This is a genomic window from Streptomyces sp. NPDC087906 (assembly GCF_055584925.1).
The window spans coordinates 140544-164271 of record NZ_JBVJLC010000004.1 but is presented as its reverse complement, the minus strand read 5'-3'; the positions used below and the strand labels follow the sequence as shown (position 1 = coordinate 164271).

Sequence of the window (23728 nt, the reverse complement as noted above, 5' to 3'; positions counted from 1 at the left end):
TCACAGCAACACCATGTCGATCGACGTCAACAACGAGTCAGGTATCGAGGTCGACGAGCAGGCGGTCCTCGACGTCGCCCGCTACGCGCTCACGCGGATGCGTATCCACCCGCTCTCCGAACTGTCGGTGATCGTCGTGGACGAGGCCGCCATGGAGCAACTGCACATGCAGTGGATGGACCTGCCGGGTCCGACCGATGTCATGTCCTTCCCGATGGACGAGCTGCGTCCGCCGGTCAAGGACGAGGAGGAGCCCCCGCAGGGGCTCCTCGGTGACATCGTGCTCTGCCCCGAGGTCGCGAAGAAGCAGGGCGAGGAAGCGCCGACGCAGCACACCATGGACGAGGAGTTGCAGCTCCTCACCGTCCACGGTGTGCTGCATCTGCTCGGGTACGACCACGACGTGCCGGACGAGAAGGCCGAGATGTTCGGCCTCCAGGCCGCCATCGTCGACGGCTGGCGGGGTGAGCGCGGTCTGACGGGTCCGTCGCCCGCGCCGACCGTGTCATGACCGCGCAACTCATCGTCGGGGCCGTCGCCCTGGTCGTCGTCGCCTGGCTGGCGGCCTCGGCCGAGGCGGGCCTCGCCCGCGTCTCCAGCTTCCGCGCCGCCGAGGCCGTCAGGTCGGGGCGCAAGGGCGCGGCCAAGCTGGCCCAGATCGCCGCCGATCCCACCCGCTACCTCAACGTCGCCCTGCTGGTGCGGGTGGCCTGCGAGATGGCGGCCGGCGTGCTCGTCACGTACGTCTGCCTGAAGGAGTTCGACGCGACGTGGGAGGCGCTGCTCGTCGCGATCGGCGTGATGGTCCTCGTCTCGTACGTGGCCGTCGGCGTCTCCCCGCGCACCATCGGCAGGCAGCACCCGCTGAACACGGCGACGGCAGCCGCGTACGTGCTGCTGCCGCTGGCCCGGGTGATGGGCCCGGTCCCGCAGCTCCTGATCCTCCTCGGCAACGCCCTCACGCCCGGCAAGGGTTTCCGCAAGGGCCCGTTCGCGAGCGAGGCCGAGCTGCGCGCGATGGTGGACCTCGCCGAGCAGGAGTCCCTGATCGAGGACGACGAGCGCCGCATGGTGCACTCCGTCTTCGAGCTGGGCGACACCCTCGTACGGGAAGTCATGGTGCCGCGTACGGACCTGGTCTCCATCGAGCGGTACAAGACGATCCGTCAGGCGCTCACGCTGGCGCTGCGCTCCGGCTTCTCCAGGATTCCGGTGACGGGGGAGAACGAGGACGACATCGTCGGCGTCGTCTATCTCAAGGACCTGGTCAGGAAGACCCACATCAACCGCGAGTCGGAGGCCGATCTGGTCTCCACGGCGATGCGCCCGGCGGCTTTCGTGCCCGACACGAAGAACGCGGGGGACCTGCTGCGGGAGATGCAGCAGGAGCGCAGCCATGTCGCCGTCGTCATCGACGAGTACGGCGGCACGGCGGGCATCGTCACGATCGAGGACATCCTGGAGGAGATCGTCGGCGAGATCACCGACGAGTACGACAGGGAGCTGCCGCCGGTCGAGGAGATCGGCGACGGCTCGTACCGGGTCACGGCCCGGCTCGACATCGGCGACCTCGGGGAGCTGTTCGGGCTCGACGAGTACGACGACGAGGACGTGGAGACGGTGGGCGGCCTGCTGGCGAAGGCGCTCGGGCGCGTGCCGATCGCCGGCGCGAGCGCCAAGGTCGAGCTGCCGGACGGCCGGGTCCTGCGGCTGACGGCGGAGTCCCCGGCCGGCCGCCGCAACAAGATCGTCACCGTGCTCGCGCAGCCGGTGGTGGCGGAGGCGGAGCAGAAGCAAGGGGCGGCTTCGTCGTGAGGGGCGCTTCGTCATGAGCCCGGAGGAACTGGCCGAGTTCTGCCTCGGGTTCAACGGGACCTCGCGCGAGACACCGTTCTCGCGCAGTCCCGGCCTCTCGGTCTTCAAGGTGGCGGCGAAGATCTTCGCGTTCTGCTCGCTGGACGACGCGCCCCTGAAGGTCGCCCTCAAGTGCGCGCCGGAGGAGGCGGTCAGGCTCCGGGAGGCGTATCCGGCGATCGTCCCCGGCTGGCATCTCAACAAGCGGCACTGGAACACGGTGACGGTCGGAGACCTCCCGCCGCGCATGGTGCGGGAGTTGATCGAGGACTCCTACGACCTGGTGGTCGCCGGGCTGCCGCGGGCGGAGCGCCTCCGCCTCGACCGGCCCTGATCCAGGCCCCGATCCGGGCCCGGAGTCCCCGGTCCGGGGACTCTACGCGCGTCCGTCGGCGTCAGCGGATCAGCCGTGCGGCCGCATCTTGCGTACGCGGCGGCGGATGGCGGGACCGATGCGCGAGCCGTCGGCCGACATCCGCCGCTCCATGGTGGTGAGCCGCTTCATCAGTTCCTTGTTCTGCGCGGTCAGCGCGGTCACGCTCCGCTCGGCCTGCGCCAGCCGCTCGTGCAGCCTGCTGAAGCGGTAGCGCAGCGCGCCGTCGTCGGAGCTGTCCCAGACGCTGACGGGCGGCGGCAGCTTCAGGGCGGCGACCCGGGCGTCGTACGCGGCGCCGCCGTCGCCGTGGCTGAAGGTGTTCTCCAGGCCGTTGCGGTCGAGGAAGGTCTTGAACCGGTCCCAGCGCTCCCGGTGGTTGCTGAGCAGCGGCCCGTAGTCGGCTTCCTCGTACAGGTCCCTGGGGTGGATGTCGCCGGGCAGGCCGCGCAGCATCCGGTGCGGGATGTCGTAGTACCGGCAGAGTTCGAGGGTCCGCGAGTCGTGGACCAGCACCACGCTGGGCGTGCCCGCGAGGAGCGGGGCGATGTTGCCGTGGATGCGGGTGCCGTAGACGAAGTCGTGGGTGGCGAGTTCCTCCAGCCAGGTCCTCGGGTCCAGCGGGACCCTGACCTTGTTCTCCTGGAAGAGCGGGTGAGTCATCCGGCGGGGGAGCCCCTTGTCGCGGCCGGCGGTGGCGCCGCTGGAGGTGTCGCCCCAGAACAGCAGCTCGGCGTCGGCGAGGTTCTGCGCGAAGTAGGTGAGGTGCGGGAAGCGTTCGTATGCGTTGCGGGCCAGCGCGGCCACATCGCCGACGTTCACGGCGCCGGGTGAGAGGTTTATCCCTATTCGGGACGAACTGTCGATGAACCCGGGGTCGCGCGGCCGGGGGAAGGTCTCGCCGTGCAGGAACATCGACGGGCAGCCGATGATGTCGACGTCGTGGAAGCCGAGGTCCTTGAGGTACGAGGCGGTCAGCTCGCCGCGCACGCCGATCGAAGGCGATCTCTCCAGCACGGCTCTGACGAAGCGTTTGACCGACAGCTCCATCGGGGCGAGCCGCTTGGTGTCGTAGTTCTCACTGACCTGCGCGCCGACTCCCAGCACCACCACCGGGATGGTGAGCTGCTCGATCAGGGTGGACATCCGGTCGAGCGAGCCGCGGAAGCTGGGCCGGAAGGCGTTGGCGAGCGGGATGACGAACGCGTCGTACTGCTCGTTGATCTCCTTCGCCCGCTCGGCCGTCGGCACGGTCTTCAGCCCGTTCGACGTCAGCTCGGTGTCCTGGGTGAGCAGGATCTTGTACGTCGCGTCGCTGAACAGGAGATTCCCTGAGTTCGTGCCGATCAGGTCCTGCTCGATGAACTCCTCTTGGGACGCGACACGGAACGGGCTCTTCCCCGAGCGGATGAGTATGCGCTTCATGGCCTGCTTTCTCGCTTACTCGTAAAGACCGGTCAACTGTCCGGAAAGGCGTAGGTGAACGGGACGATACCGCAGGGCAAAGACCGGAAGTCGAACGCAATTCCCGGTTTCGAACGGTTTATTCCTTAGGTCCTAAGACCTGGGGACCCGCCGCCACCTGCGGTGATCTCCCGAGACTTATGCTCGGCACATGACACAGAGCGCCGGACCGGGACCTGCGGACATCGACCCGGAGGACCGCAAGATCATCACGCTGGCCCGTGCGACCCGCGCCCGCAACGGGGTGGCCGAGGGTGCGGCGGTACGGGACGAAACGGGCCGTACGTACGTCGCCGGCACGGTCGAACTCGACTCCCTCAAGCTGAGCGCGCTGCGCACCGCCGTCGCGATGGCCGTCGCCAGCGGAGCGACGTCACTGGAGGCCGCCGCCGTCGTCACCGAGGCCGCGGAACCGGCGGCCGAGGACCGTGCCGCCGTACGCGATCTCGGCGGCCCCGCGACGCCGGTCCTGCTGGCGGCCCCGGACGGGACGCTGCGCGCCACGGTCGAGGCGGGCTGACCCGGGACCCGCACCGGCCGTCCGCCGACCCGGCTGGTCGGCGCCGGCCCCGCGATCGGGGACAATGGGCGCCATGAGCGCTCGTACCCCTTCACCCGAGACAGCCGAAGCACCCCACAGGGCCGGCTTCGCCTGCTTCGTAGGCCGCCCCAACGCGGGCAAATCCACCCTCACGAACGCTCTGGTCGGACAGAAGGTGGCCATCACCTCCAACCGGCCGCAGACCACCCGGCACACCGTCCGCGGCATCGTGCACCGGCCCGAGGCGCAGTTGATCCTCGTGGACACCCCCGGCCTCCACAAGCCGCGCACCCTGCTCGGTGAGCGGCTCAACGACATCGTGCGGACCACCTGGGCCGAGGTCGACGTGATCGGCTTCTGCCTGCCCGCCGACGAGAAGCTGGGCCCCGGGGACCGCTTCATCGTCAAGGAACTGGCCGCGATCAAGAAGACGCCGAAGATCGCCGTCGTCACGAAGACGGACCTCGTCGACTCGAAGACGCTCGCCGAGCAGCTCATCGCGATCGACCAGATCGGCCGCGAACTGGGCCTGGAGTGGGCCGAGATCATCCCCGTGTCGGCCGTAGCCGACCAGCAGGTCGGTCTGCTGGCCGACCTGCTGGTCCCGCTGCTGCCGGAGAGCCCCCCGCTCTACCCGGAGGGCGACCTCACCGACGAGCCCGAGCAGGTCATGGTGGCCGAGCTGATCCGGGAGGCCGCGCTGGAGGGCGTACGGGACGAGCTGCCGCACTCGATCGCCGTCGTGGTCGAGGAGATGCTGCCGCGCGAGGACCGCCCCGCCGACCGGCCGCTGCTGGACATCCACGCCAACGTCTACATCGAGCGGCCCAGCCAGAAGGGCATCATCATCGGCCCGAAGGGCAAGCGGCTCAAGGAGGTCGGGACGAAGTCCCGCAAGCACATCGAGGCGCTGCTGGGCACCCCGGTCTTCCTCGATCTGCATGTGAAGGTCGCGAAGGACTGGCAGCGGGACCCGAAGCAGCTACGGAAGCTCGGCTTCTGACCGCGTCCCCGCGTCAGATCGTCACAGCGCTTCCACGAGGGTCGCCACCCGCCCCGACAGGGCCCGCGCCCAGGCGCGGTAGCCGCTCGCCGACGGGTGGAAGCGGTCGGCTGCCATCCAGTCGCCCGGCATCTTCGGCGGCCCGCCCGAGTGCAGATGGAACAGCGCGGGGTGCCGCCCCGCGACGATCTTCAACTGCCGGTCGAGCAGCCGCAGATAGCCGCTGAGCGGCAGTTGGACCGCGCGCGGCAGCGCGTCCATCGTGTCCGTCTCCGGCAGCCCGGCGAACATCATCGGCACGTCATGGCCGAGCCGCACCCTGATGTCCCGTACCAGCCGCTCCACATCGGCGCGGAACGCGCGCGGGCGGCGGAACGTGAGCGCGTCGTTCACCCCGGCGACCACCAGCACCAGATCCGGCTGCCAGCCCTCCGTCGGCTCCGTGAGCCGGGTCAGCAGCTCCCGCCGGACCGCGCGCACCGTGGCGCCCGAGCGCGCCACCACCCGCCACGAGACCTCCCGGCCGGTGAGCGCGGTCACCGCGACGGCCAACTGGCCCGCCAGCGCGTCCTCCTGCCGCACCGCGCCGACCCCGGCCGCCGTCGAGTCGCCCAGGACGAGCAGCCGCAGCGGGCGCCCCCCGACGCCCGCTGCGTTCTTGGACAGGCCCTTGTCCCCCGCGGCCTCCGGGAGCCTCGGCACCCGTGCCCGTATCGCCTGTTTGGTCATCAGCATGAGGTTCACCCCTCTCTCGCCTCAACGCCATAACGCTGTTATGCCCATAACATCGTTATGCTCCGTCCTGTGTCAACCTCCGATTCCGCGCTACGCCGCCGCCTGCTGGACGAAGCCGCCCGCATCCTCGCCGAACAGGGCGCCGCGGCCCTGAGCGCGAGACGGCTCGTCAAGGAGGTCGGCGCCTCGACCATGGCCGTCTACACCCACTTCGGCTCCATGCCTGGCCTGGTGCGGGAAGTCATGCGCGAGGGGTTCGCCCGCTTCATGGAGCGGCTGCGGCTGGTGGAGCGCGACGACGCGGATCCCGTCGCCGAACTGTTCGCGCTCGCCCGGAGCTACCACGAGTTCACCCTCGCCGAACCGCATGTGTACGCGGTGCTGTTCGGCGGATCGGCGCTGGCCGGCTTCGAACTGGACGACACCGACCGGGAGATGGGCCTGTACGTCCTGCGCGTGCCGCAGGACGCGATCCGCCGGGCCATGGCGGCGGGCAGGTTCCACGAGGCCGACACCGGGCTGCGGGTGCGCCAGCTCTGGTGCGTGCTGCACGGGCTGATCGAGCTGGAGCAGACGGGCTACCTCAAGAGCCGCTACACCGTGGACGAGTTCCTTGAGGCGACCCTGCGGGACTTCGCGGTCGGCGCGGGGGACTCGACAGAGGCGGCGACCGCGTCCCTCGAAGCCGCCGCCTTTCCGTGATCTCTCACGCGCCTTCCTTCAACACGCGTGAGATCAGCTCCCGCTGCGACGCGGACAGCCGCGGGTCGGCGCAGTGGACCGTACGGCTGTCGACCGTGATCCGGTAGGTGAAGCCGTCCGGTACGCCGGTGGGCGGCGCGCCGCTGCTGTCGCTCAGCGCCTGCTCCGCCAGGGCCTGCCAGGCGCCGGCGTCGGGCAGGCCCGAGGTGTCCACCTCGGCCGCGCGCTCGATGCCGGCGAAACCGCCCGTGCGCCGTACCTGAATCCGCATGGGGCTCTCCTACCCGCTGACTCCGGCCTACCCGGCGATCCCGACCTGCGACCACGCCTTGACCGTCGCGCGGTGCTCCGCGCCGTCAGCGCCGAAGCGGTCGCGCGCCGCGGCCGCCGTCCCGGCTGCGAAGTCGGCGAAGGTCGCGTCGGCGGCGAGGGCGCCGCCGGTCAGCACGTCGAACCAGATCTGCCCGGCCCGCTCCCACGCCTTGCCGCCCAGTTCCGTGGCCAGCAGGTAGAACGCGTGGTTCGGGATGCCCGAGTTGATGTGCACGCCGCCGTTGTCGCTGCTCGTGCGGACGTAACCGTCCATCGAGCCCGGCTGCGGGTCCTTGCCGAGCGCGTCGTCGTCGTACGCCGTGCCCGGCGCCTTCATCGACCGCAGCGCGACACCGCTGACCCGCGGGGTGAGCAGCCCTGCGCCGATCAGCCAGTCCGCCTCGGCGGCCGTCTGGTCCAGGGTGAACTGCTTGACCAGCGAGCCGAAGACGTCCGAGACGGACTCGTTGAGCGCGCCCGCCTCGCCGGAGTAGGTGAGGTTGGCCGAGTACTGCGTGAGGCCGTGGGCCAGTTCGTGCGCGATGACGTCCACGGGGAGTGTGAAGTCGAGGAAGATCTCCCCGTCGCCGTCCCCGAAGACCATCTGCTCGCCGTCCCAGAAGGCGTTCGCGTACCCCTCGTCGTAGTGCACGCTCGCCGTCAGCGGCAGTCCGGCGCCGTCCAGCGAGTCGCGTCCGTACGCCGAGAGCAGCAGCTCGAAGGTGGCGCCGAGGCCGTTGTACGCGCGGTTCACCGTGGTGTCGGCTGCGGGCTGCTCGCCCTCGCCGCGGATCCGGGTGCCCGGCAGGGCCGTGCTGTGCCCGCAGTCGTACACCGTGCGCTGCGGGCCCGCCGCCGCCTTCGCTTCGCCCGTCAGCGGCGCCGTACGGGCCTCCGGCGCCGGCGCCGGCGTCGCGGTCGCGGTCAGCCGGCGGCGGGTACGGCGCACGGCGTCCGCGTCCAGGGTGCGGCGGGCGGGCTCGGCGAGCGCCGGGTCCCGGGCCTCGGCGAGCCTGTCCAGGATGTGCGGCGGCACGATCGTGCAGAAAACGGGGGCGATGGCGTCCATGAAGGCAATGTCGCACCCCGTAGCCTGCCTGTCACTGCTTGTGGTCGATATTGCTGAAATAGAGTGATGTCTCACTGTTCGCGCTGACCCCGCCGTCACCCGTCGGTGATCCCGCATACTGATACGGGTCACCATGGACGGCGCGGCTCCGCTAGGCTCCCCGCATCATGCGTTTCGGGTTGCTTCTTCTTAGCTGCCGCGGCGAGGGTCTGCAGTCGTAGGTCGACCCCCTCCCCGCGGAGTGCTGTGTTGCGGTGATTACGTCCCGTCGTCGGCCGTTCCCAGCGGACACACGAGGAGCCCTACGCAATGTCTGAGAATTCCGTCGGTCGTTCGACGCCCGTCACCAACGCGACCCACACCCAGCAGCCCTCCGGGATGCCGATTCACAAGTACGGCCGCTACGACGCCGTGGACATCCCCGACCGCACCTGGCCCGACAACCGCATCACCGTCGCGCCCCGCTGGCTCTCCACCGACCTGCGCGACGGCAACCAGGCACTGATCGACCCGATGTCGCCCGCCCGCAAGCGGGAGATGTTCGACCTGCTGGTGCGCATGGGCTACAAGGAGATCGAGGTCGGCTTCCCCTCGTCGGGCGAGACGGACTTCGGCTTCGTCCGCTCGATCATCGAAGAGGGCGCGATCCCCGACGACGTGACGATCTCCGTCCTGACGCAGGCGCGTGAGGAGCTGATCGAGCGCACGGTGGAGTCGCTGCGCGGCGCCCGCCGGGCGACGGTCCACCTGTACAACGCGACCGCGCCGACGTTCCGCCGTGTGGTGTTCCGGGGGACGAAGGAGCAGGTCAAGCAGATCGCCGTGGACGGCACGCGGCTGGTGATGGAGTACGCGGAGAAGATCCTCGACGACTCGACGGTCTTCGGCTACCAGTACAGCCCGGAGATCTTCACCGACACCGAGCTGGACTTCGCCCTGGAGGTCTGCGAGGGCATCATGGACGTCTGGCAGCCCGAGGCCGGCCGCGAGATCATCCTCAACCTGCCCGCGACGGTGGAGCGTTCGACGCCGTCCACGCACGCGGACCGGTTCGAGTGGATGTCCCGCAACCTGTCGCGCCGCGAGCACGTCTGCCTGTCCGTCCACCCGCACAACGACCGGGGTACGGCGGTGGCCGCCGCCGAGCTGGCGCTGATGGCCGGCGCCGACCGGGTCGAGGGCTGCCTGTTCGGCCAGGGCGAGCGCACCGGCAACGTCGACCTGGTCACCCTGGGCATGAACCTCTTCTCGCAGGGCGTCGACCCGCAGATCGACTTCTCGCAGATCGACGAGATCCGCCGCACCAGCGAGTACTGCAACCAGATGGAGATCCACCCGCGCCACCCGTACGCGGGCGACCTGGTCTACACGTCCTTCTCCGGCTCCCACCAGGACGCGATCAAGAAGGGCTTCGACGCCCGCGACGCGGACGCCGCCGCACAGGGCAAGACGGTCGACGAGATCGAGTGGGCCGTGCCGTACCTGCCCATCGACCCGAAGGACGTCGGCCGCTCCTACGAGGCCGTCATCCGGGTCAACTCGCAGTCCGGCAAGGGCGGTGTGGCGTACGTCCTGAAGAACGAGCACCAACTGGACCTGCCGCGCCGGATGCAGATCGAGTTCTCCCGGATCATCCAGGCCAAGACCGACGCCGAGGGCGGCGAAGTCACCCCCGCCCAGATCTGGTCCGTCTTCCGCGACGAGTACCTGCCCGACGCCGACAATGCCTGGGGCAGGCTGCAACTGCGCTCGGGCCAGTCCACGACCGACAAGGACGGCCAGGACACGCTGACCGTCGAGGCCGTGGTCGACGGCGTCGACACCGTGCTGACCGGCACCGGCAACGGCCCCATCTCGGCCTTCTTCGAGGCGCTGGCCACCGTCGGCCTGGACGCGCGGCTGCTGGACTACCAGGAGCACACGATGAGCGAGGGCGCCCGCGCCCAGGCCGCCTCGTACATCGAGTGCGCCATCGACGGGAAGGTGCTGTGGGGCATCGGCATCGACGCGAACACCACGCGCGCCTCCCTGAAGGCGGTAATTTCGGCTGTGAACCGCGCAGCCCGCTGAATCCGCCGGAACCCGCGCTGACCTGAGCATTTACGGACCCCGCCACCCGAAAACAGGTGGCGGGGTTCGGCCATGTCGTGGCGAACTCACGCCGGGGTGCTGACGGGACAAGGTCCATGTGGCTAACATCACGTCAACGCGGCAATGATGCCGAAGCGTTACGGAGGTGCGCGACGTGCTGCCAGTTCAAGGATCACGCGGCCGAAAAGTGCGCATCTGTGGCATTCGTACGTCGTGGACGACGGTCGGCGACGGAGAGTTCTTCTGCCCCGGCTGCGGAGGCGACCGCAACTACCGCCGCCGCACGGGCCGTCGCCGCTTCACGCTCCTCGGCGTCCCGCTGCTGCCCCGCGGCCTCGCGGGCCCCGTCGTCGAATGTGCCGCCTGCCACGACCACTTCGGCATGGACGTCCTCGACCACCCCACCACGGTCCGCTTCTCGGCGATGCTCCGCGACGCCGTCCACACGGTCGCGCTGGCCGTCCTCGCCGCCGGTGGCACGTCGTCGCGTACGGCCCTGGAGGCCGCGGTCGCCACGGTCCGCGCCGCCGGGTTCGACGACTGCACGGAAGAGATGCTGACGGAGCTGGTCGACGCCCTCGCGGCCGACACAGGCCGGTTCATCATCGACCCGGGCCCCTGCGGCGCGGCTCTCGCCATCGAGCTGCACGAGGCGCTGGAACCGCTCGCCCCGCATCTCGCCGCGGCGGGCCGGGAGTCGATCATCCTGCAGGGCGCCAGGATCGCCCTGGCCGACGGCCCGTACAGCACGGCGGAGCGCGAGGTACTGACGACGGTGGGCGGCGCGCTCCAACTCTGCGCGGACGACACCGCCAAGCTGCTCCTGGCCGCCACCCGCACGCATTCCTAATTTTTGGGGCTCGGTTCGCCTCCGGGGCGCTTTGTGCCCCTGTCGACGGTCGACCGTGCTCGGCCCGCTCGTTCCTCACGGGCCTGCGCGCGCTCTCCCTTTCGACAGCGGCGCGCCCCTTCGGCTCACTCGCCACGTGATCGGGGCGGCCCCGGGGTGAACAGTGAACCCGGGGGCGCCCCGGAGCGCGCCCTGGGCCCTCAAAAGGCGCGACAATGAGGGTATGAGTCTGTTCAGGGATGACGGCGTTGTGCTGCGCACCCAGAAGCTCGGTGAGGCCGATCGCATCATCACGCTTCTGACCCGCGGCCACGGCCGCGTCCGCGCCGTCGCCCGCGGGGTGCGGCGGACCAAGTCGAAGTTCGGGGCGCGGCTCGAACCGTTCTCCCATGTCGACGTGCAGTTCTTCGCGCGCGGCAGCGATCTCGTCGGGCGCGGCCTGCCGCTCTGCACGCAGAGCGAGACCATCGCCGCGTACGGCGGCGGGATCGTCACCGACTACCCCCGCTACACCGCCGGCACGGCCATGCTGGAGACCGCCGAGCGGTTCACCGACCACGAGGGGGAGCCCGCGGTCCAGCAGTATCTGCTGCTGGTCGGCGGGCTGCGCACCCTCGCGCGTGCCGAGCACGCCCCGCATCTGATCCTGGACGCCTTCCTGCTGCGCTCGCTCGCCGTCAACGGATACGCGCCGAGCTTCGACGACTGTGCGAAATGCGGTCTCGACGGTCCCAACCGGTTCTTTTCGGTCGCGGCGGGAGGAGTCATATGCGGCGACTGCCGGGTGCCCGGCAGCGTCGTACCCTCTGCGGAGGCCGTCGAACTGCTCAGCGCGCTGCTGACGGGGGACTGGGAGACGGCGGACGCGTGCGAGGCGCGCCATGTCAGGGAGGGCAGCGGGCTGGTGTCCGCCTATCTGCACTGGCATCTGGAGCGCGGGCTGCGCTCGCTCAGATACGTAGAGAAGAATTAGGAGACGAGCCGCATGGCACGACGCGGAATCCTGGGGCGTACCCGCCGCGAGTACAAGACACCGGAGCCGCATCCGTCCGGTGCTCGCCCGCCGCAGATCCAGAGCGAACTGGTGCCGAAGCACGTCGCCGTCGTCATGGACGGCAACGGCCGGTGGGCCAAGGAGCGCGGGCTGCCGCGTACCGAGGGCCACAAGGTCGGCGAGGGCGTCGTGCTCGACGTGCTCAAGGGCTGCATCGAGATGGGCGTCAAGAACCTGTCGCTGTTCGCCTTCTCCACGGAGAACTGGAAGCGCACGCCCGACGAGGTGCGCTTCCTGATGAACTTCAACCGCGACGTGATCCGCCGCCGCCGCGACGAGATGGACGAGCTGGGGATCCGTATCCGCTGGGTCGGCCGGATGCCCAAGATGTGGAAGTCCGTCGTCCAGGAGCTCCAGGTCGCCCAGGAGCAGACCAAGGACAACGACGCCATGACGCTGTACTTCTGCGTCAACTACGGCGGTCGCGCGGAGATCGCCGACGCGGCGCGGGCCCTCGCGCAGGACGTGGCGGCGGGCAAGCTCGACCCGTCCAAGGTCAACGAGAAGACGCTCGCCAAGTACCTGTACTACCCGGACATGCCGGACGTGGATCTCTTCCTGCGCCCCAGCGGTGAGCAGCGGACGTCCAACTACCTGATCTGGCAGAGCAGTTACGCGGAGATGGTGTTCCAGGACGTGCTCTGGCCCGACTTCGACCGGCGTGATCTGTGGCGCGCCTGCCTGGAGTTCGCCTCGCGCGACCGCCGCTTCGGCGGTGCGCTGCCCAACGACTCGTCGAACGAGGACATCCAGGAGCAGGCGGAGCAACTGAGCTGAGCCGGCTGAGCTGAGCCGAGGGGGGTGGGGGAGGGGCTCGCCCCTCCCCGGTCAGGCCCGGGTCAGGCCCCGGTCAGCTTTCGCAGGTGGCGCAGTCCGCGCAGGTGCCGAAGATCTCCACCGTGTGCGCCACGCTCACGAAGCCGTGCTGCGCCGCGATCGTCTCCGCCCACTGCTCGACGGCCGGTCCCTCGACCTCGACCGCCTTCCCGCACATCCGGCAGACCAGATGGTGGTGGTGGTCGCCGGTCGAGCAGCGCCGGTAGACCGACTCGCCGTCGGTCGTGCGCAGCACGTCGACCTCGCCGGCGTCGGCGAGCGACTGGAGCGTGCGGTACACGGTGGTGAGGCCGACCGAGTCGCCCCGGTGCTTCAGCATGTCGTGAAGCTCCTGCGCGCTGCGGAACTCGTCCACCTCGTCAAGTGCCGACGCCACCGCCGTACGCTGCCGGGTCGACCGGCCGCGCACGGGAGCCGCGGCGCTCGGTCCACTGCTGGGCGCAGTCGTCACAAGTGCCTCCTCTGCTCTCTCGGGCCATTCTGCCAGCTCGCGCTCATACCGTTGCGTCGTCGGCGGGCCGCCGCGTGGCAGGCACCTCAAGTGTGTACCCGGAAGGCCCGGCGGCGACCCCCGCCGGTGCGGCTTCCGGCGGCTGCGCCTCCGTGGCGGCCAGCGCACGGGCCCGCCGTCTCGACAGCGGCGCCGCCAGGACCGTGAGGACCACGAACAGCCCGATGGCCAGCAGCACGATCGTCGCGCCCGGCGGCACGTCCTGGTAGTACGAGGTGACCGTACCGGCCAGCGTGACCGCCGTACCGATCACCACCGACAGCACGAACGTGACCGCGAACGACCGGCTGATCTGCTGCGCCGCCGCGACCGGCACCACCATCAGCGCGCTCACCAGCAGCAGCCCGACGACCCGCATCGCGACCGTGACGGTCACCGCCGCCGTCACCGCGATCAGCAGATTCAGGGTGCGTACGGGCAGGCCGCTGACCCGCGCGAACTCCTCGTCCTGGCTCACGGCGAACAACTGGCGCCGCAGCCCGACCGTGACCAGCACCACCAGGGCCGCCAGGACGGAGATCGAGACGACGTCCTGCGGCGAGACCGTCGAGAGCGAGCCGAAGAGATACGAGCTGAGGTTGGCGTTGGAGCCGTTCGGCGCGAGGTTGATGAGCAGCACACCGCCCGACATCCCGCCGTAGAACAGCATGGCCAGCGCCAGATCGCCGCGGGTGCGGCCGTACGACCGCACCAGCTCCATCGTCACGGCCCCGGCGACGGCGACCAGCGTCGCCATCCACACCGGGCTGGTGGACAGCAGAAAACCGAGTCCGACGCCGGTCAGCGCGACATGGCCGATGCCGTCGCCCATCAGCGCCTGGCGGCGCTGCACGAGATAGATGCCGACGGCGGGGGCCGTGATGCCGACGAGTACGGCGGCGAGCAGCGCCCGCTGCATGAAAGAGGCTTCCAGGATTTCCATGATCAGCTCAGCAGTCCGGTGCGGAGCGGCTCGCCGGCCGCGGCGGGGTGGCAGCTCTGGTCGTCGCGCCGCGGCGGCCCCTCGTGGACGACCGAGCCGTCCCTGAGCGTGACCGTGCGGTCGATCAGCGGTTCCAGGGCGCCGAGTTCGTGCAGGACGAGCAGGACGGTCGTACCGGCCGCCACCTGCGCGCGCAGGGTGTCGGCGAGGATCCGCTGGCTGACCAGGTCGACGCCTGCCATCGGCTCGTCCATGATCAGCAGTTCGGGCTCGGCGGCGAGCGCCCTGGCGATCAGCACCCGCTGGTGCTGGCCGCCGGAGAGCGCGTCGACCGGGTCCTTGGCGCGGTCGCCGAGCCCGACGAGTTCGATGGCGCGCCGTACCGCCGCCCGGTCCGCCTTGCCGGGCCCGCGCAGCTTCCCGCGCGACAGCCGGCCGGACGCGACGATCTCCCGGACCGTGGCGGGCACGCCGCTCGCGGCCGTGGTGCGCTGCGGTACGTACCCGACGCGGGCCCAGTCGCGGAAGCGGCCCAGCGGGGTGCCGAAGAGGGACACCTCGCCTGAGGTGAGCGGTACGAGCCCGATCACCGTCCGTACGGCCGTCGACTTGCCCGAGCCGTTGGCCCCGAGCAGCGCGACGACCTCGCCGCGCCGCACGGTCAGGTCGACACCGCGCAGTACGGGGCGCGATCCGAGGGACGCGGCGGCGCGGCGGACCGAGATGGCCGGTGCCGCCGCCTGAGCCGCCACTGGGGCCGCCGCCAGGTCCGTACCCGTGCCCGTATCCGTATGTCTCACGTTCACTTCGCTCCCAGGGCCGTGCGCAGCGCGACGAGGTTGGACCGCATGACCGCGAGGTAGTCAGCGCCCTTGGACTGGTCGGTGATTCCCTCGACCGGGTCGAGGACGTCGGTCCGCAGCCCCGAGTTGCCGGCGATCGTCTTCGCGAGCTTGTCGCTGACGAGCGTCTCGAAGAAGACGGTGCCGACATGGTCGCGCGCGGCGACGGCGCCGAGATCCTTCACCCGGGCCGGGCTCGGCTCCGACTCCGGGTCGATCCCGACGATGGCCTCCTGGCGCAGGTTGTAGCGCTGCGCGAGATAGCCGAAGGCCGCGTGCGTGGTGATGAAGGTCCTGGTGGCGGTGTGGGCGAGGCCCTGCCGGTACGCGGTGTCGAGGGCGCCGAGCCGGCCGGTCAGCGCCGCGGTGTTCTTCGCGTAGTCGGCGGCGTGGCCCGGGTCGGTCTTCGCCAGGGCGGCGCCGACCCCCTCGGCGATCTTGCCGAACCGTACGGGATCGAGCCAGATGTGCGGGTCGTTGTGGTGCGGGGAGCCGAGGGTGGCCGCGTCCAGGACGTTCTTGGCGTCCGACACCTTCACCGCGTCGTCCACGGCGGGTGCGATGCCCTTGAGGTAGACGACGAGACCCGATTCGCCGAGCCTGGTGATCTCCCGGGGCTTCAGCTCCAGGTCGTGCGGCTCGACGCCGGGCGGGGTGAGGGTGGTGACGGAGACATGGTCGCCGCCGATCTGCTGGACCAGGTACCGCAGCGGATAGAAGGAGGCCGTCACCGCCAGCTTGCCGCCGCTCCTGCCGTCGACGATGTCGGCCGCTCCCGTCCCCGGGGCGCCGCAGCCGGACAGCGCGACCAGGCCGAGGGCGAGGGCGCCCGCCGGCCCGGCGGCGGGTATCAGCCGCAGGCGGGCCGGGGGGCGGGGACGGCGTACGTTCATGACAGTCATTTTCAACAAAAACGATAACGGTTGTCAACAAACCCGGTTTCGGTGCCGGAAAAGCCGGTTGTGGTGGCGTTGTGGCGCCGTCGTGCGCAACCGATTTGATACGAGGGGTGCGCCCGCCGCTAATCTGAGGCATTCGCCGTTCGTCGCCGTCGTAATGAAGAGAGCACCGTGGCCGCCGACAAGATCGACACCATCGTCAACCTGAGCAAGCGCCGTGGCTTCGTCTACCCGTCCAGTGAGATCTACGGTGGTCAGCGAGCCGCCTGGGACTACGGGCCGCTCGGAGTCGAGCTGAAGGAGAACATCAAGCGCCAGTGGTGGCGCCACATGGTCACCTCGCGCGAGGACGTCGTCGGTATCGACTCGTCGGTGATCCTGGCCACCGAGGTGTGGGAGGCGTCGGGTCACGTCGCCACCTTCACCGACCCGCTGACCGAGTGCACCTCCTGTCACAAGCGCTTCCGCGCCGACCACTTGGAGGAGGCGTACGAGGAGAAGCACGGCAAGGCCCCGCTGAACGGCCTCGCCGACATCAACTGCCCCAACTGCGGCAACAAGGGCACGTTCACCGAGCCCAAGTCCTTCTCGGGGCTGCTGTCCACGCATCTCGGCCCGACCCAGGACACCGGCTCCGTCGCGTACCTGCGCCCCGAGACCGCGCAGGGCATCTTCACCAACTTCGCGCAGGTGCAGCAGACTTCGCGCAAGAAGCCGCCGTTCGGCATCGCGCAGATGGGCAAGTCCTTCCGGAACGAGATCACTCCGGGCAACTTCATCTTCCGCACCCGCGAGTTCGAGCAGATGGAGATGGAGTTCTTCGTCAAGCCGGGCGAGGACGAGAAGTGGCACGAGTACTGGATGGAGCAGCGCTGGGGCTGGTACCGCGACCTCGGCATGCGCGAGGAGAACATGCGCTGGTTCGAGCACGCGCAGGAGAAGCTCGCGCACTACGCCAAGCGCACCGTGGACATCGAGTACCGCTTCTCGTTCGGCGGCAGCGAGTGGGGCGAGCTTGAGGGCGTCGCCAACCGCACCGACTACGACCTCTCCGTGCACTCCAAGGCGTCCGGCCACGACCTGTCGTTCTTCGACCAGGAGGCCGGCGAGCGCTGGACGCCTTACGTCATCGAGCCGGCCGCCGGTGTCGGCCGCGCGATGCTGGCCTTCATGCTGGACGCGTACAACGAGGACGAGGCGCCCAACGCGAAGGGCGTGCTGGAGAAGCGCACCGTGATGCGGCTCGACCCGCGGCTCTCGCCGGTCAAGGTCGCCGTGCTGCCGCTGTCCCGCAACCCGCAGCTCTCGCCGAAGGCCAAGGGCCTCGCCGAGGACCTGCGCCGCAACTGGAACATCGAGTTCGACGACGCGGGCGCCATCGGCCGCCGCTACCGCCGCCAGGACGAGATCGGTACGCCGTTCTGCGTCACGGTCGACTTCGACACCCTTGAGGACAACGCGGTGACGGTCCGCGAGCGCGACACGATGCAGCAGGAGCGCGTCTCGCTCGACCAGATCCAGGGGTACCTGGGCAGCAGGCTGCTCGGCTGCTGACCGTCCGCCGACCGGCTGCCGGCCGCCCCGGCAGATCACGGTCGCGGCTCGAAGCCCCCGGTTCCGTTACGGAGCCGGGGGCTTCGTTGCAGACTGGGGTGTGTACGCGTCAACAGGAGGCACGATGGCGTCCACGACCAGCAGCAAGGTCAGCAGATGGGACCAGCAGGGGCGTGAACATGTTGTCCGGGTCGAAAAGGCGGGCGCGCGGCGGACCTTGAGCTGCGACACCTGCGACTGGAGCAAGAGCGTGCAGTTCCTGCCGTGGCTGAAGGCCGAGGAGCATCTCGCCGAGGCGCACCAGGCGACGGTGGACCCGACGACGGGCTGACGGATAAACCGGTAACGCCGCCGGTCCGGGCGGTGGTAGCGTCACAACCATGCGTATCACGGGCATGTTCTTCCAGATCTACGAGTGAGGGCGCGGCGGTCACCGACCGCCCCCTCGCCGACGAATCCGCAGATCACTTCTCATCATTTCGGGAGAACCCCGTGGCAAAGAGCCGGAACAACCTTCTCGGTGTGGGCGGGCAGCGCAAGAAGCTGTCCCGCGCGGAACAGCAGGGCAACGGCCCGGCGCGCAACGCCGACCGCAAGGCCGCCGACGAGAACAAGCAGGAATTGCTGCGCAAGATGCGCGAGCGGGCGGGCCACCCGGCCGACGAGGCGCAGGAGTCGCCCGAGGCGCCTGCCGCGACGACGGAGGACTGACCGACCTTTTCATCACGCGTGGGGCCCGGATCACCGAGGTGGTGATCCGGGCCCCACGTCGTTCACCCGCCGCACGGGACCGCGTCAGCCGACGGCGCGGGGCAGCCGCAGGCTCAGCAGCAACGTGATGACGACGGCGCCCAGTTGGACCAGCAGCGTGATCGCCAGGGCGTCCCGCATCCCCGACCCGGCGGCCAGGCTCAGGAAGAGCGAGCCCAGCGTCGCCACACCCAGCGCCAGCGCCGACTGCTGCGCCGTGACCATCACGCCGCTGCCCACCCCGGCCCGCTCGGCGGGGATCTCCGACAGCACGATGCGGAAGATGACCGGGAGTTGGAGCCCCTGCCCGAAACCGGCGACGGCGGTGCCGGGCAGCAGCGCCCAGGCGTCCAGCGACGACCAGTCGTGCCACACCGTGAAGGCCAGCAGCGCGATCCCCACGGCCTGGATCAGCGCGCCCGCGGTGACCACCAGGCTGCCGTGCCGCCGTACCAGCCGGGGGCCCGCCAGCGAGGCGACGAAGAAGGTGGCGGCCAGCGGCACCAGCGCCACACCGGACGCGACAGCGCCCATGCCCAGGCCCTGCTGGAGGGCGACGGCGATGACGAACATGAACCCGCCGAAGCCGATCGAGAACGGCAGCACGAGCGCCAGCCCCCGGCGCAGCGGCACGATCGCGAACAGGCTCGGCGGCACCAGCGGCGTACGGCCCTGCCGGTCGGCCCGCCGCTCGACGGCGAGGAAGGCGAGCGCGGCGACGGGGAAGAGCCCGAGCGAGACCCAGGTCCACACCGGCCAGCCCGCGGCCCGGCCTTCGGTGAGCGGCGCGAGCAGCGTCGACAGCGTGGCGGCGAGCAGCAGCGTTCCCGGTACGTCGATGGGCGCGGGCCGCTGGGAGCGGGTCTCAGGGACCGTACGGATCGCGAGCAGTACGCCGACGATCGCGACGGGGACGTTCACGAGGAAGATCGCCCGCCAGCCGGATCCCGCGATGTCGGCGGCGACCAGTACCCCGCCGAGGATCTGCCCGACGACCATCGCGAGCCCCGCCGTCGCGCCGTACATGCTGAGCGCCTTGGCGCGGCGCGGACCCGAGGTCGCCGAGTGGATGGTGGCCAGCACCTGCGGCAGCATCAGCGCGGCGGCGGCGCCCTGCGCGACGCGCGCCCCGACGAGGGCCCAGGCGCTGGGCGCGAGGCCGCAGGCGAGCGAGGTGAGGCCGAAGGCCGCCATCCCCGCGATGAAGAGCCGCCGGCGCCCGAACATGTCCCCGAGCCGCCCGCCGAGGACGAGCAGCACGGCGTACGAGAGCCCGTAGCCCGCGACGACCAGCTCCAGCAGGGCGGGGCCCGCGGCGAGGTCGTGGTCGATGGTGGGCAGGGCGACATTGACGATGAAGAAGTCGATCAGCGGAAGCGAGGCGCCGAGCAGCACGGTGAACAGACCGAGGGCGCCGAGGACGGAGCCGTGGTGCTGGATGACGGGCGCCTCGGTGGCGGCCTCGGAGGAAGTGACGGACGCGGACGCGGATGGCGATGCGGATGTTCTACTCACCTGGACGACGATCGTCCTGCCCGCACCCTGGTACCAGAGTGTCTTTATCCTGGTAGAAGCAGTACCTGGCAATGACCTGCCGGGCGAGGCACGCTGGGGTGATGACGACGAGCGTGCGCGCGCAGGAACCGGATGTACGTCGGCACGAACTCGCCGAGTTCCTGCGCAGCAGGCGCGAGCGCGTCGTTCCGGAGCAGGTCGGCCTGCCGCGCGGCAGACGGCGCCGCACCCCCGGCCTGCGCCGCGAGGAGGTCGCGCATCTGTCGGCCGTGGGGGTGACCTGGTACACCTGGCTCGAACAGGCGCGTGACATCCAGGTCTCGGCCCAGGTGCTGGACGCGGTGGCCCGCGCGCTGCTCCTCGACCCCAGTGAACGCGCGCATCTCTTCGCACTGGCGGGCGCGGTCGACCCGGCGCCGGGGACGCCGTGCCCGACGATCACCCCGGCGCTCCGCGAGATGCTGACGCAGCTCGACCCGTACCCCGCCTGCATCCAGAACAGCCGCTACGACGTCCTCGCGTACAACCGCGCCTACGGCTCGCTGATGTGCGACCTGGATGCCCTGCCGCCCGAGGACCGCAACTGCCTGTGGCTGGCGTTCACGAACGACGAGTGGCGGGCGTCGATCGCCAACCGCGAGGAGTCGAGCCGGCTGATGACGGCGCGGTTCCGCGCGGACATGGCGGAGCATCTGACGGACCCGGCCTGGAAGACGATGCTCAGCCGCCTCCAGGCGGCGTCACCGGAGTTCTGCGAGATCTGGGAGCGGCACGAGGTGATGGGCAACCCGGCCAAGACCAAGAAGTTCGTCAACGCGAAGGTCGGCCCCCTGAACATGACCCAGACCAGCCTCTGGCTCGGCCCCCGCAACGGCTCGCGGATGGTCAGCTACGTCCCGGTGGACGAGGAGACGCGGCTGCGCCTGATCGAGCTTCAGAACCTGCTGCTGACAGCGGAAAAGCAGAAGCAGGAAATGGAGAAGCGGGAAATGGAGAAGCAGGAAAAGGAGAAGCAGCACGCCTGAGCCGGGCCCCCGCGAGAGCGGCCCGGCTCAGGCGTCCGCCCCCGCTCAGCGGGTGCTGATGCCCAGGGCGACGATCTGGGTGACCGCGTCGTCGGCGAAGTTGTCGTCGCTGACCAGTACCAGGGTCCGTTCGCCGGTGCGCAGGGTCGGGCCCCAGGTCATGCCCTCGGTGTTGTCGACCGTGGACAGGCCCAGGTCGTCGAAGTCGGCGACCAGTTTCTTGCGCATCGGTACGACCCGCTGGCCGGCCAGGGAGTCGATGTCCCGTACGTCGGTCGCGCCGCGGGTGGTGGCGTCGTAGACGCGGATCTTGTAGTCCGAGCCCGCCACCCAGCTCCGTTCGAGGACGAGATAGCGGCTGGGGTCGTCGGGGAAGGCGAGGATCGAGGGCACGCCGGTGTCCGGGCCCCAGGGGCTGGCCGGGTCGGACTCGGCGAAGATCTTCTCGATGGGGTAGGTGAACTGCCCCAGCACCCGGCCCGTGCGGCTCTGCTGGGTGACGCGGACCAGCGCGCCGTGGTCCAGGGTCGGCTCCGGGCCGTCCTGGAGCAGCGGGCCCTCGACCGCGCTGGTCAGCACCCGGTCCCCGGCCCCGAAGGTGATCGCTTCGACCGCCTTGTTCCGGCGGAGGCCGCGGTCTTCCCTGGTGTTTTCGTAGGTGGCGGGCAGCGGCAGTTGGCCGCGGTAGGCACCGAAGCGGTTGGCGAACTGGATCGACGGCTGGATCACCGGGTCGCTCGCCGAGGTGGGCCGGTCGCCCTCCTGCGCCCACCAGTACCGGCAGGTCCGCGGGTCCACCCGGATCTCCTCCGGGTCCACGGCCTTGCCGTCGCCTGCGCTCGCCGGCGGGTAGACCGAGCCGTCGGGCTGGCGGAACGGGTGGGTGCCGGTGAAGTCCACGGAGTGCACCCCGGCGCCGTCCACGCTGATCCGCGCGGTGTAGAAGCGGGCGGGCTGCAGGTTCGAGCGGTCGTCGCTGATCATGGCGTACTCGCCTGTGCACGGGTTCCGGTCGATGCCGGACAGCCCGCCAACTGTCGTGCTCTGGAAGTCGAGTTTGCGCGGCACGATCTTCTCGCCCAGCAGCCGGGCCTGTGCTCCGACGGCGGGCTGGACGGCGGCGGCGGGCCTCGTGGCGGTGTCGTGCGACCGGGCCGCCACGGCGGGGGCCGCCGTCGTCGCCAGTACCAGCGCGGCGACGGAAGCGCGGCGGATCAGAGAGGAGTTCATGCAAGCGATCTTGGCCCGGCGCACGCACTCAGCGCAGTCACCCATACGCGTGATGCGGTTACGCAGCGGAGTGACGCACCTGCTCCGCCGGGCGGCCGGTCGCGGACTCCAGGCGTTCCGCGTTGCGCAGCGCTGTGCCCCGGGCCCAGGGACCGCTGGTCAGCAGGCCGACCACCAGGACGACGAGACCGGCGGCCGTGATGATCCAGAACGCCGGGTGGCTCGCCGTCGCGAAGGTGGCCTTGTACGAGGACGAGCCGACGCCCGACGCCAGGACCGCGCCGATCACCGCCACGCCCAGCGTCTGGCCGATCTGCCGGCTGGTCGAGGCGACGGAAGCGGCGACGCCCGCCTGGGAGCGGGGCATGCCGGACACGGCGGTGTTGGTGATCGGCGCGTTCACGAAGCCGAAGCCGATGCCGAACAGCACGTAGCCCGTGAAGAGCAGCACGTTGTGCGTCTCCGCGTGGAAGACGGCGAACAGCGTGCCGCTGGCCGCCATGCCGATACCGGCGATCAGCAGCGGGACGCGCGGCCCCCAGTTCCCGACCAGCCGTCCCGACAGCGGCGCGCAGACGAACGTCATCGCCGCCATCGGCAGCATGTAGAGCCCGGCGTGCATCGCGGTGAGGCCTCGGACGTCCTGGAGGTAGAGGGTGTTCAGGAACAGGAACCCGCCGAGCGCGCCCGAGGCGCAGACCGCGATCACCGTCGCGCCGCTGAACGGCGCGCTGTGGAAGAAGCGCAGGTCGATCAGGGGTTCGTCGCGCCGCGGCTCGTAGAACAGCAGGCCGATCAGCGAGAGCACCGCCACCGCGGCGAAGGTCAGGATCAGCGGGGAGAAGAAGCCGGCGGCGGGCGCCTCGATGATCGCGTAGGTCAGCGCGCCGAGGAGGCCGATGACCAGCACCTGGCCGATCGGGTCCGGCCTGCGCGGCTTCGGTGCGCGGGACTCGGGGACGAAGCGCCAGGTCAGGATCAGCGCCGTGATGCCCACCGGGATGTTGACCCAGAAGATCGAGCGCCAGCCGACCGAGTCCACCAGCAGACCGCCGATCAGCGGCCCCGCCGACATCGAGATGCCGATCGTGCCGCCCCACGCGCCGATCGCGCGGGCCCGCTCGCGCGGTTCGGTGAAGGTGTTGGTGATGATCGACATCGCCACGGGGTTGAGCATCGAGCCGCCGACCGCCTGCACCATCCGGAACACGACGAGCGATTCGAGGTTCGGCGCGACGGAGCAGAGCCCCGAGCCCACGGTGAAGACGACGAGCCCGGTCTTGAAGACCTTGCGCCGGCCGATCCGGTCGGCCGTGGAGCCGGAGAGCATCAACAGCGAGGCCAGGACCAGGGTGTACGCGTCGATCGTCCACTGCAGTCCGGAGACCGAGGTGTGCAACTCCTTCTGCATCGACGGCAGGGCGACATTGAGGACGGTGTTGTCGAGGCTCACGATCAGCAGGCTCATACAGCAGATCGCGAGCACCAGCATGCGCCGTCGGCGGCTCAGCTCGGGCATACAAGGATAGTACGGCTAACTAACAACTTAGGTGTGCGGGACATCAGGGCACCGCCGCCATACGTGACAATGGAGC

General features: G+C 70.1%; 25 protein-coding genes. 14 read left to right on the top strand and 11 right to left on the bottom strand.

The annotated features are described in order from the left end of the window. Positions 1-13 precede the first annotated feature (13 nt). From ybeY to ACZ63I_RS14390, 3 genes are read left to right on the top strand one after another with little or no spacing between them, the layout of a single operon-like run. The gene (gene ybeY / locus ACZ63I_RS14400) at positions 14-511 is read left to right on the top strand and encodes an rRNA maturation RNase YbeY (protein WP_328581930.1); all 498 of its coding nucleotides are present in this window, start codon (positions 14-16) and stop codon (positions 509-511) included. Then, positions 508-1815, top strand: a complete 1308-nt coding sequence (locus tag ACZ63I_RS14395; RefSeq protein WP_469338612.1) for a hemolysin family protein — start codon at positions 508-510, stop codon at positions 1813-1815. Before ybeY ends, ACZ63I_RS14395 begins: the two co-directional genes overlap by 4 nt. A gap of 13 nt (positions 1816-1828) precedes the next feature. Continuing rightward, positions 1829-2188 (top strand): MmcQ/YjbR family DNA-binding protein, encoded by a 360-nt coding sequence (locus ACZ63I_RS14390; RefSeq protein WP_469338610.1) that lies wholly within the window; start codon positions 1829-1831, stop codon positions 2186-2188. A gap of 69 nt (positions 2189-2257) precedes the next feature. On the opposite strand, the gene ACZ63I_RS14385 is transcribed toward ACZ63I_RS14390, so the two are convergent. After that, positions 2258-3652 carry a polysaccharide pyruvyl transferase family protein gene (locus ACZ63I_RS14385; RefSeq protein WP_469338609.1) on the bottom strand — a complete coding sequence of 465 codons (1395 nt, stop codon included), beginning with the start codon at positions 3650-3652 and terminating at the stop codon, positions 2258-2260. A 190-nt stretch (positions 3653-3842) separates the two neighbouring features. On the opposite strand from ACZ63I_RS14385, the gene ACZ63I_RS14380 reads away from it, so the two are divergent. Continuing rightward, positions 3843-4211 carry a cytidine deaminase gene (locus ACZ63I_RS14380; protein ID WP_469338607.1) on the top strand — a complete coding sequence of 123 codons (369 nt, stop codon included), beginning with the start codon at positions 3843-3845 and terminating at the stop codon, positions 4209-4211. Between the two features lie 64 nt (positions 4212-4275). Then, a complete protein-coding gene (gene era, locus ACZ63I_RS14375; RefSeq protein ID WP_041989967.1) occupies positions 4276-5235 on the top strand; it encodes a GTPase Era in 960 nt (319 codons plus the stop codon). 21 nt (positions 5236-5256) lie between these two features. Here the strand turns inward: era and ACZ63I_RS14370 are convergent, their stop codons facing one another. Then, on the bottom strand, positions 5257-5970 hold the full coding sequence (locus tag ACZ63I_RS14370) for an SGNH/GDSL hydrolase family protein (RefSeq protein ID WP_469338605.1): 714 nt from the start codon (positions 5968-5970) through the stop codon (positions 5257-5259). A 69-nt stretch (positions 5971-6039) separates the two neighbouring features. On the opposite strand from ACZ63I_RS14370, the gene ACZ63I_RS14365 reads away from it, so the two are divergent. Next, a complete protein-coding gene (locus ACZ63I_RS14365) occupies positions 6040-6672 on the top strand; it encodes a TetR/AcrR family transcriptional regulator (RefSeq protein ID WP_469338603.1) in 633 nt (210 codons plus the stop codon). Positions 6673-6676: 4 nt separating this feature from the next. On the opposite strand, the gene ACZ63I_RS14360 is transcribed toward ACZ63I_RS14365, so the two are convergent. Together ACZ63I_RS14360 and ACZ63I_RS14355 are read right to left on the bottom strand one after the other, a co-directional pair. After that, a complete protein-coding gene (locus tag ACZ63I_RS14360) occupies positions 6677-6943 on the bottom strand; it encodes a protealysin inhibitor emfourin (protein ID WP_469338601.1) in 267 nt (88 codons plus the stop codon). Between the two features lie 27 nt (positions 6944-6970). Continuing rightward, a complete protein-coding gene (locus ACZ63I_RS14355; RefSeq protein WP_469338599.1) occupies positions 6971-8053 on the bottom strand; it encodes a M4 family metallopeptidase in 1083 nt (360 codons plus the stop codon). A 309-nt stretch (positions 8054-8362) separates the two neighbouring features. Between ACZ63I_RS14355 and leuA the strand changes: the two genes are divergently transcribed. From leuA to ACZ63I_RS14335, 4 genes are all read left to right on the top strand, one after another. Continuing rightward, positions 8363-10123 carry a 2-isopropylmalate synthase gene (gene leuA, locus ACZ63I_RS14350; protein WP_469338597.1) on the top strand — a complete coding sequence of 587 codons (1761 nt, stop codon included), beginning with the start codon at positions 8363-8365 and terminating at the stop codon, positions 10121-10123. 175 nt (positions 10124-10298) lie between these two features. Beyond that, positions 10299-10994 (top strand): TerB family tellurite resistance protein, encoded by a 696-nt coding sequence (locus ACZ63I_RS14345; RefSeq protein WP_469338595.1) that lies wholly within the window; start codon positions 10299-10301, stop codon positions 10992-10994. A 223-nt stretch (positions 10995-11217) separates the two neighbouring features. Beyond that, positions 11218-11967 (top strand): DNA repair protein RecO, encoded by a 750-nt coding sequence (gene recO / locus ACZ63I_RS14340; protein WP_328581924.1) that lies wholly within the window; start codon positions 11218-11220, stop codon positions 11965-11967. A gap of 12 nt (positions 11968-11979) precedes the next feature. Beyond that, the gene (locus ACZ63I_RS14335) at positions 11980-12825 is read left to right on the top strand and encodes an isoprenyl transferase (RefSeq protein WP_469338593.1); all 846 of its coding nucleotides are present in this window, start codon (positions 11980-11982) and stop codon (positions 12823-12825) included. A 73-nt stretch (positions 12826-12898) separates the two neighbouring features. Here the strand turns inward: ACZ63I_RS14335 and ACZ63I_RS14330 are convergent, their stop codons facing one another. The 4 genes from ACZ63I_RS14330 to ACZ63I_RS14315 are packed head-to-tail and all read right to left on the bottom strand — an operon-like array spanning position 12899 to position 16053. Beyond that, positions 12899-13336 (bottom strand): Fur family transcriptional regulator, encoded by a 438-nt coding sequence (locus ACZ63I_RS14330; RefSeq protein WP_469338592.1) that lies wholly within the window; start codon positions 13334-13336, stop codon positions 12899-12901. Positions 13337-13379: 43 nt separating this feature from the next. Beyond that, complete coding sequence (locus tag ACZ63I_RS14325; protein ID WP_469338591.1) at positions 13380-14318, bottom strand: metal ABC transporter permease; 939 nt, start codon at positions 14316-14318, stop codon at positions 13380-13382. A gap of 2 nt (positions 14319-14320) precedes the next feature. Continuing rightward, complete coding sequence (locus tag ACZ63I_RS14320) at positions 14321-15085, bottom strand: metal ABC transporter ATP-binding protein (protein WP_469339228.1); 765 nt, start codon at positions 15083-15085, stop codon at positions 14321-14323. A gap of 35 nt (positions 15086-15120) precedes the next feature. Then, positions 15121-16053, bottom strand: coding sequence for a metal ABC transporter substrate-binding protein (locus tag ACZ63I_RS14315; RefSeq protein WP_469338589.1), 933 nt, complete (start codon positions 16051-16053; stop codon positions 15121-15123). A gap of 177 nt (positions 16054-16230) precedes the next feature. On the opposite strand from ACZ63I_RS14315, the gene ACZ63I_RS14310 reads away from it, so the two are divergent. From ACZ63I_RS14310 to ACZ63I_RS14300, 3 genes are all read left to right on the top strand, one after another. Beyond that, on the top strand, positions 16231-17613 hold the full coding sequence (locus tag ACZ63I_RS14310) for a glycine--tRNA ligase (RefSeq protein ID WP_041989993.1): 1383 nt from the start codon (positions 16231-16233) through the stop codon (positions 17611-17613). A 124-nt stretch (positions 17614-17737) separates the two neighbouring features. Next, positions 17738-17944, top strand: coding sequence for a hypothetical protein (locus ACZ63I_RS14305; RefSeq protein WP_469338587.1), 207 nt, complete (start codon positions 17738-17740; stop codon positions 17942-17944). Between the two features lie 161 nt (positions 17945-18105). Next, a complete protein-coding gene (locus ACZ63I_RS14300) occupies positions 18106-18324 on the top strand; it encodes a DUF6243 family protein (protein WP_469338585.1) in 219 nt (72 codons plus the stop codon). Positions 18325-18408: 84 nt separating this feature from the next. Here ACZ63I_RS14300 and ACZ63I_RS14295 read toward each other — a convergent pair whose 3' ends face one another. Beyond that, a complete protein-coding gene (locus ACZ63I_RS14295) occupies positions 18409-19803 on the bottom strand; it encodes an MFS transporter (protein ID WP_469339223.1) in 1395 nt (464 codons plus the stop codon). Positions 19804-19979: 176 nt separating this feature from the next. On the opposite strand from ACZ63I_RS14295, the gene ACZ63I_RS14290 reads away from it, so the two are divergent. After that, positions 19980-20903 (top strand): helix-turn-helix transcriptional regulator, encoded by a 924-nt coding sequence (locus ACZ63I_RS14290; protein WP_469338583.1) that lies wholly within the window; start codon positions 19980-19982, stop codon positions 20901-20903. Positions 20904-20948: 45 nt separating this feature from the next. Here ACZ63I_RS14290 and ACZ63I_RS14285 read toward each other — a convergent pair whose 3' ends face one another. Both ACZ63I_RS14285 and ACZ63I_RS14280 read right to left on the bottom strand, forming a co-directional pair. Next, the gene (locus tag ACZ63I_RS14285; protein ID WP_469338581.1) at positions 20949-22133 is read right to left on the bottom strand and encodes an esterase-like activity of phytase family protein; all 1185 of its coding nucleotides are present in this window, start codon (positions 22131-22133) and stop codon (positions 20949-20951) included. A 58-nt stretch (positions 22134-22191) separates the two neighbouring features. Beyond that, entirely contained in the window at positions 22192-23652 is a 1461-nt protein-coding gene (locus ACZ63I_RS14280; protein ID WP_469338580.1) for an MFS transporter, read from the bottom strand. Positions 23653-23728: the final 76 nt, after the last annotated feature.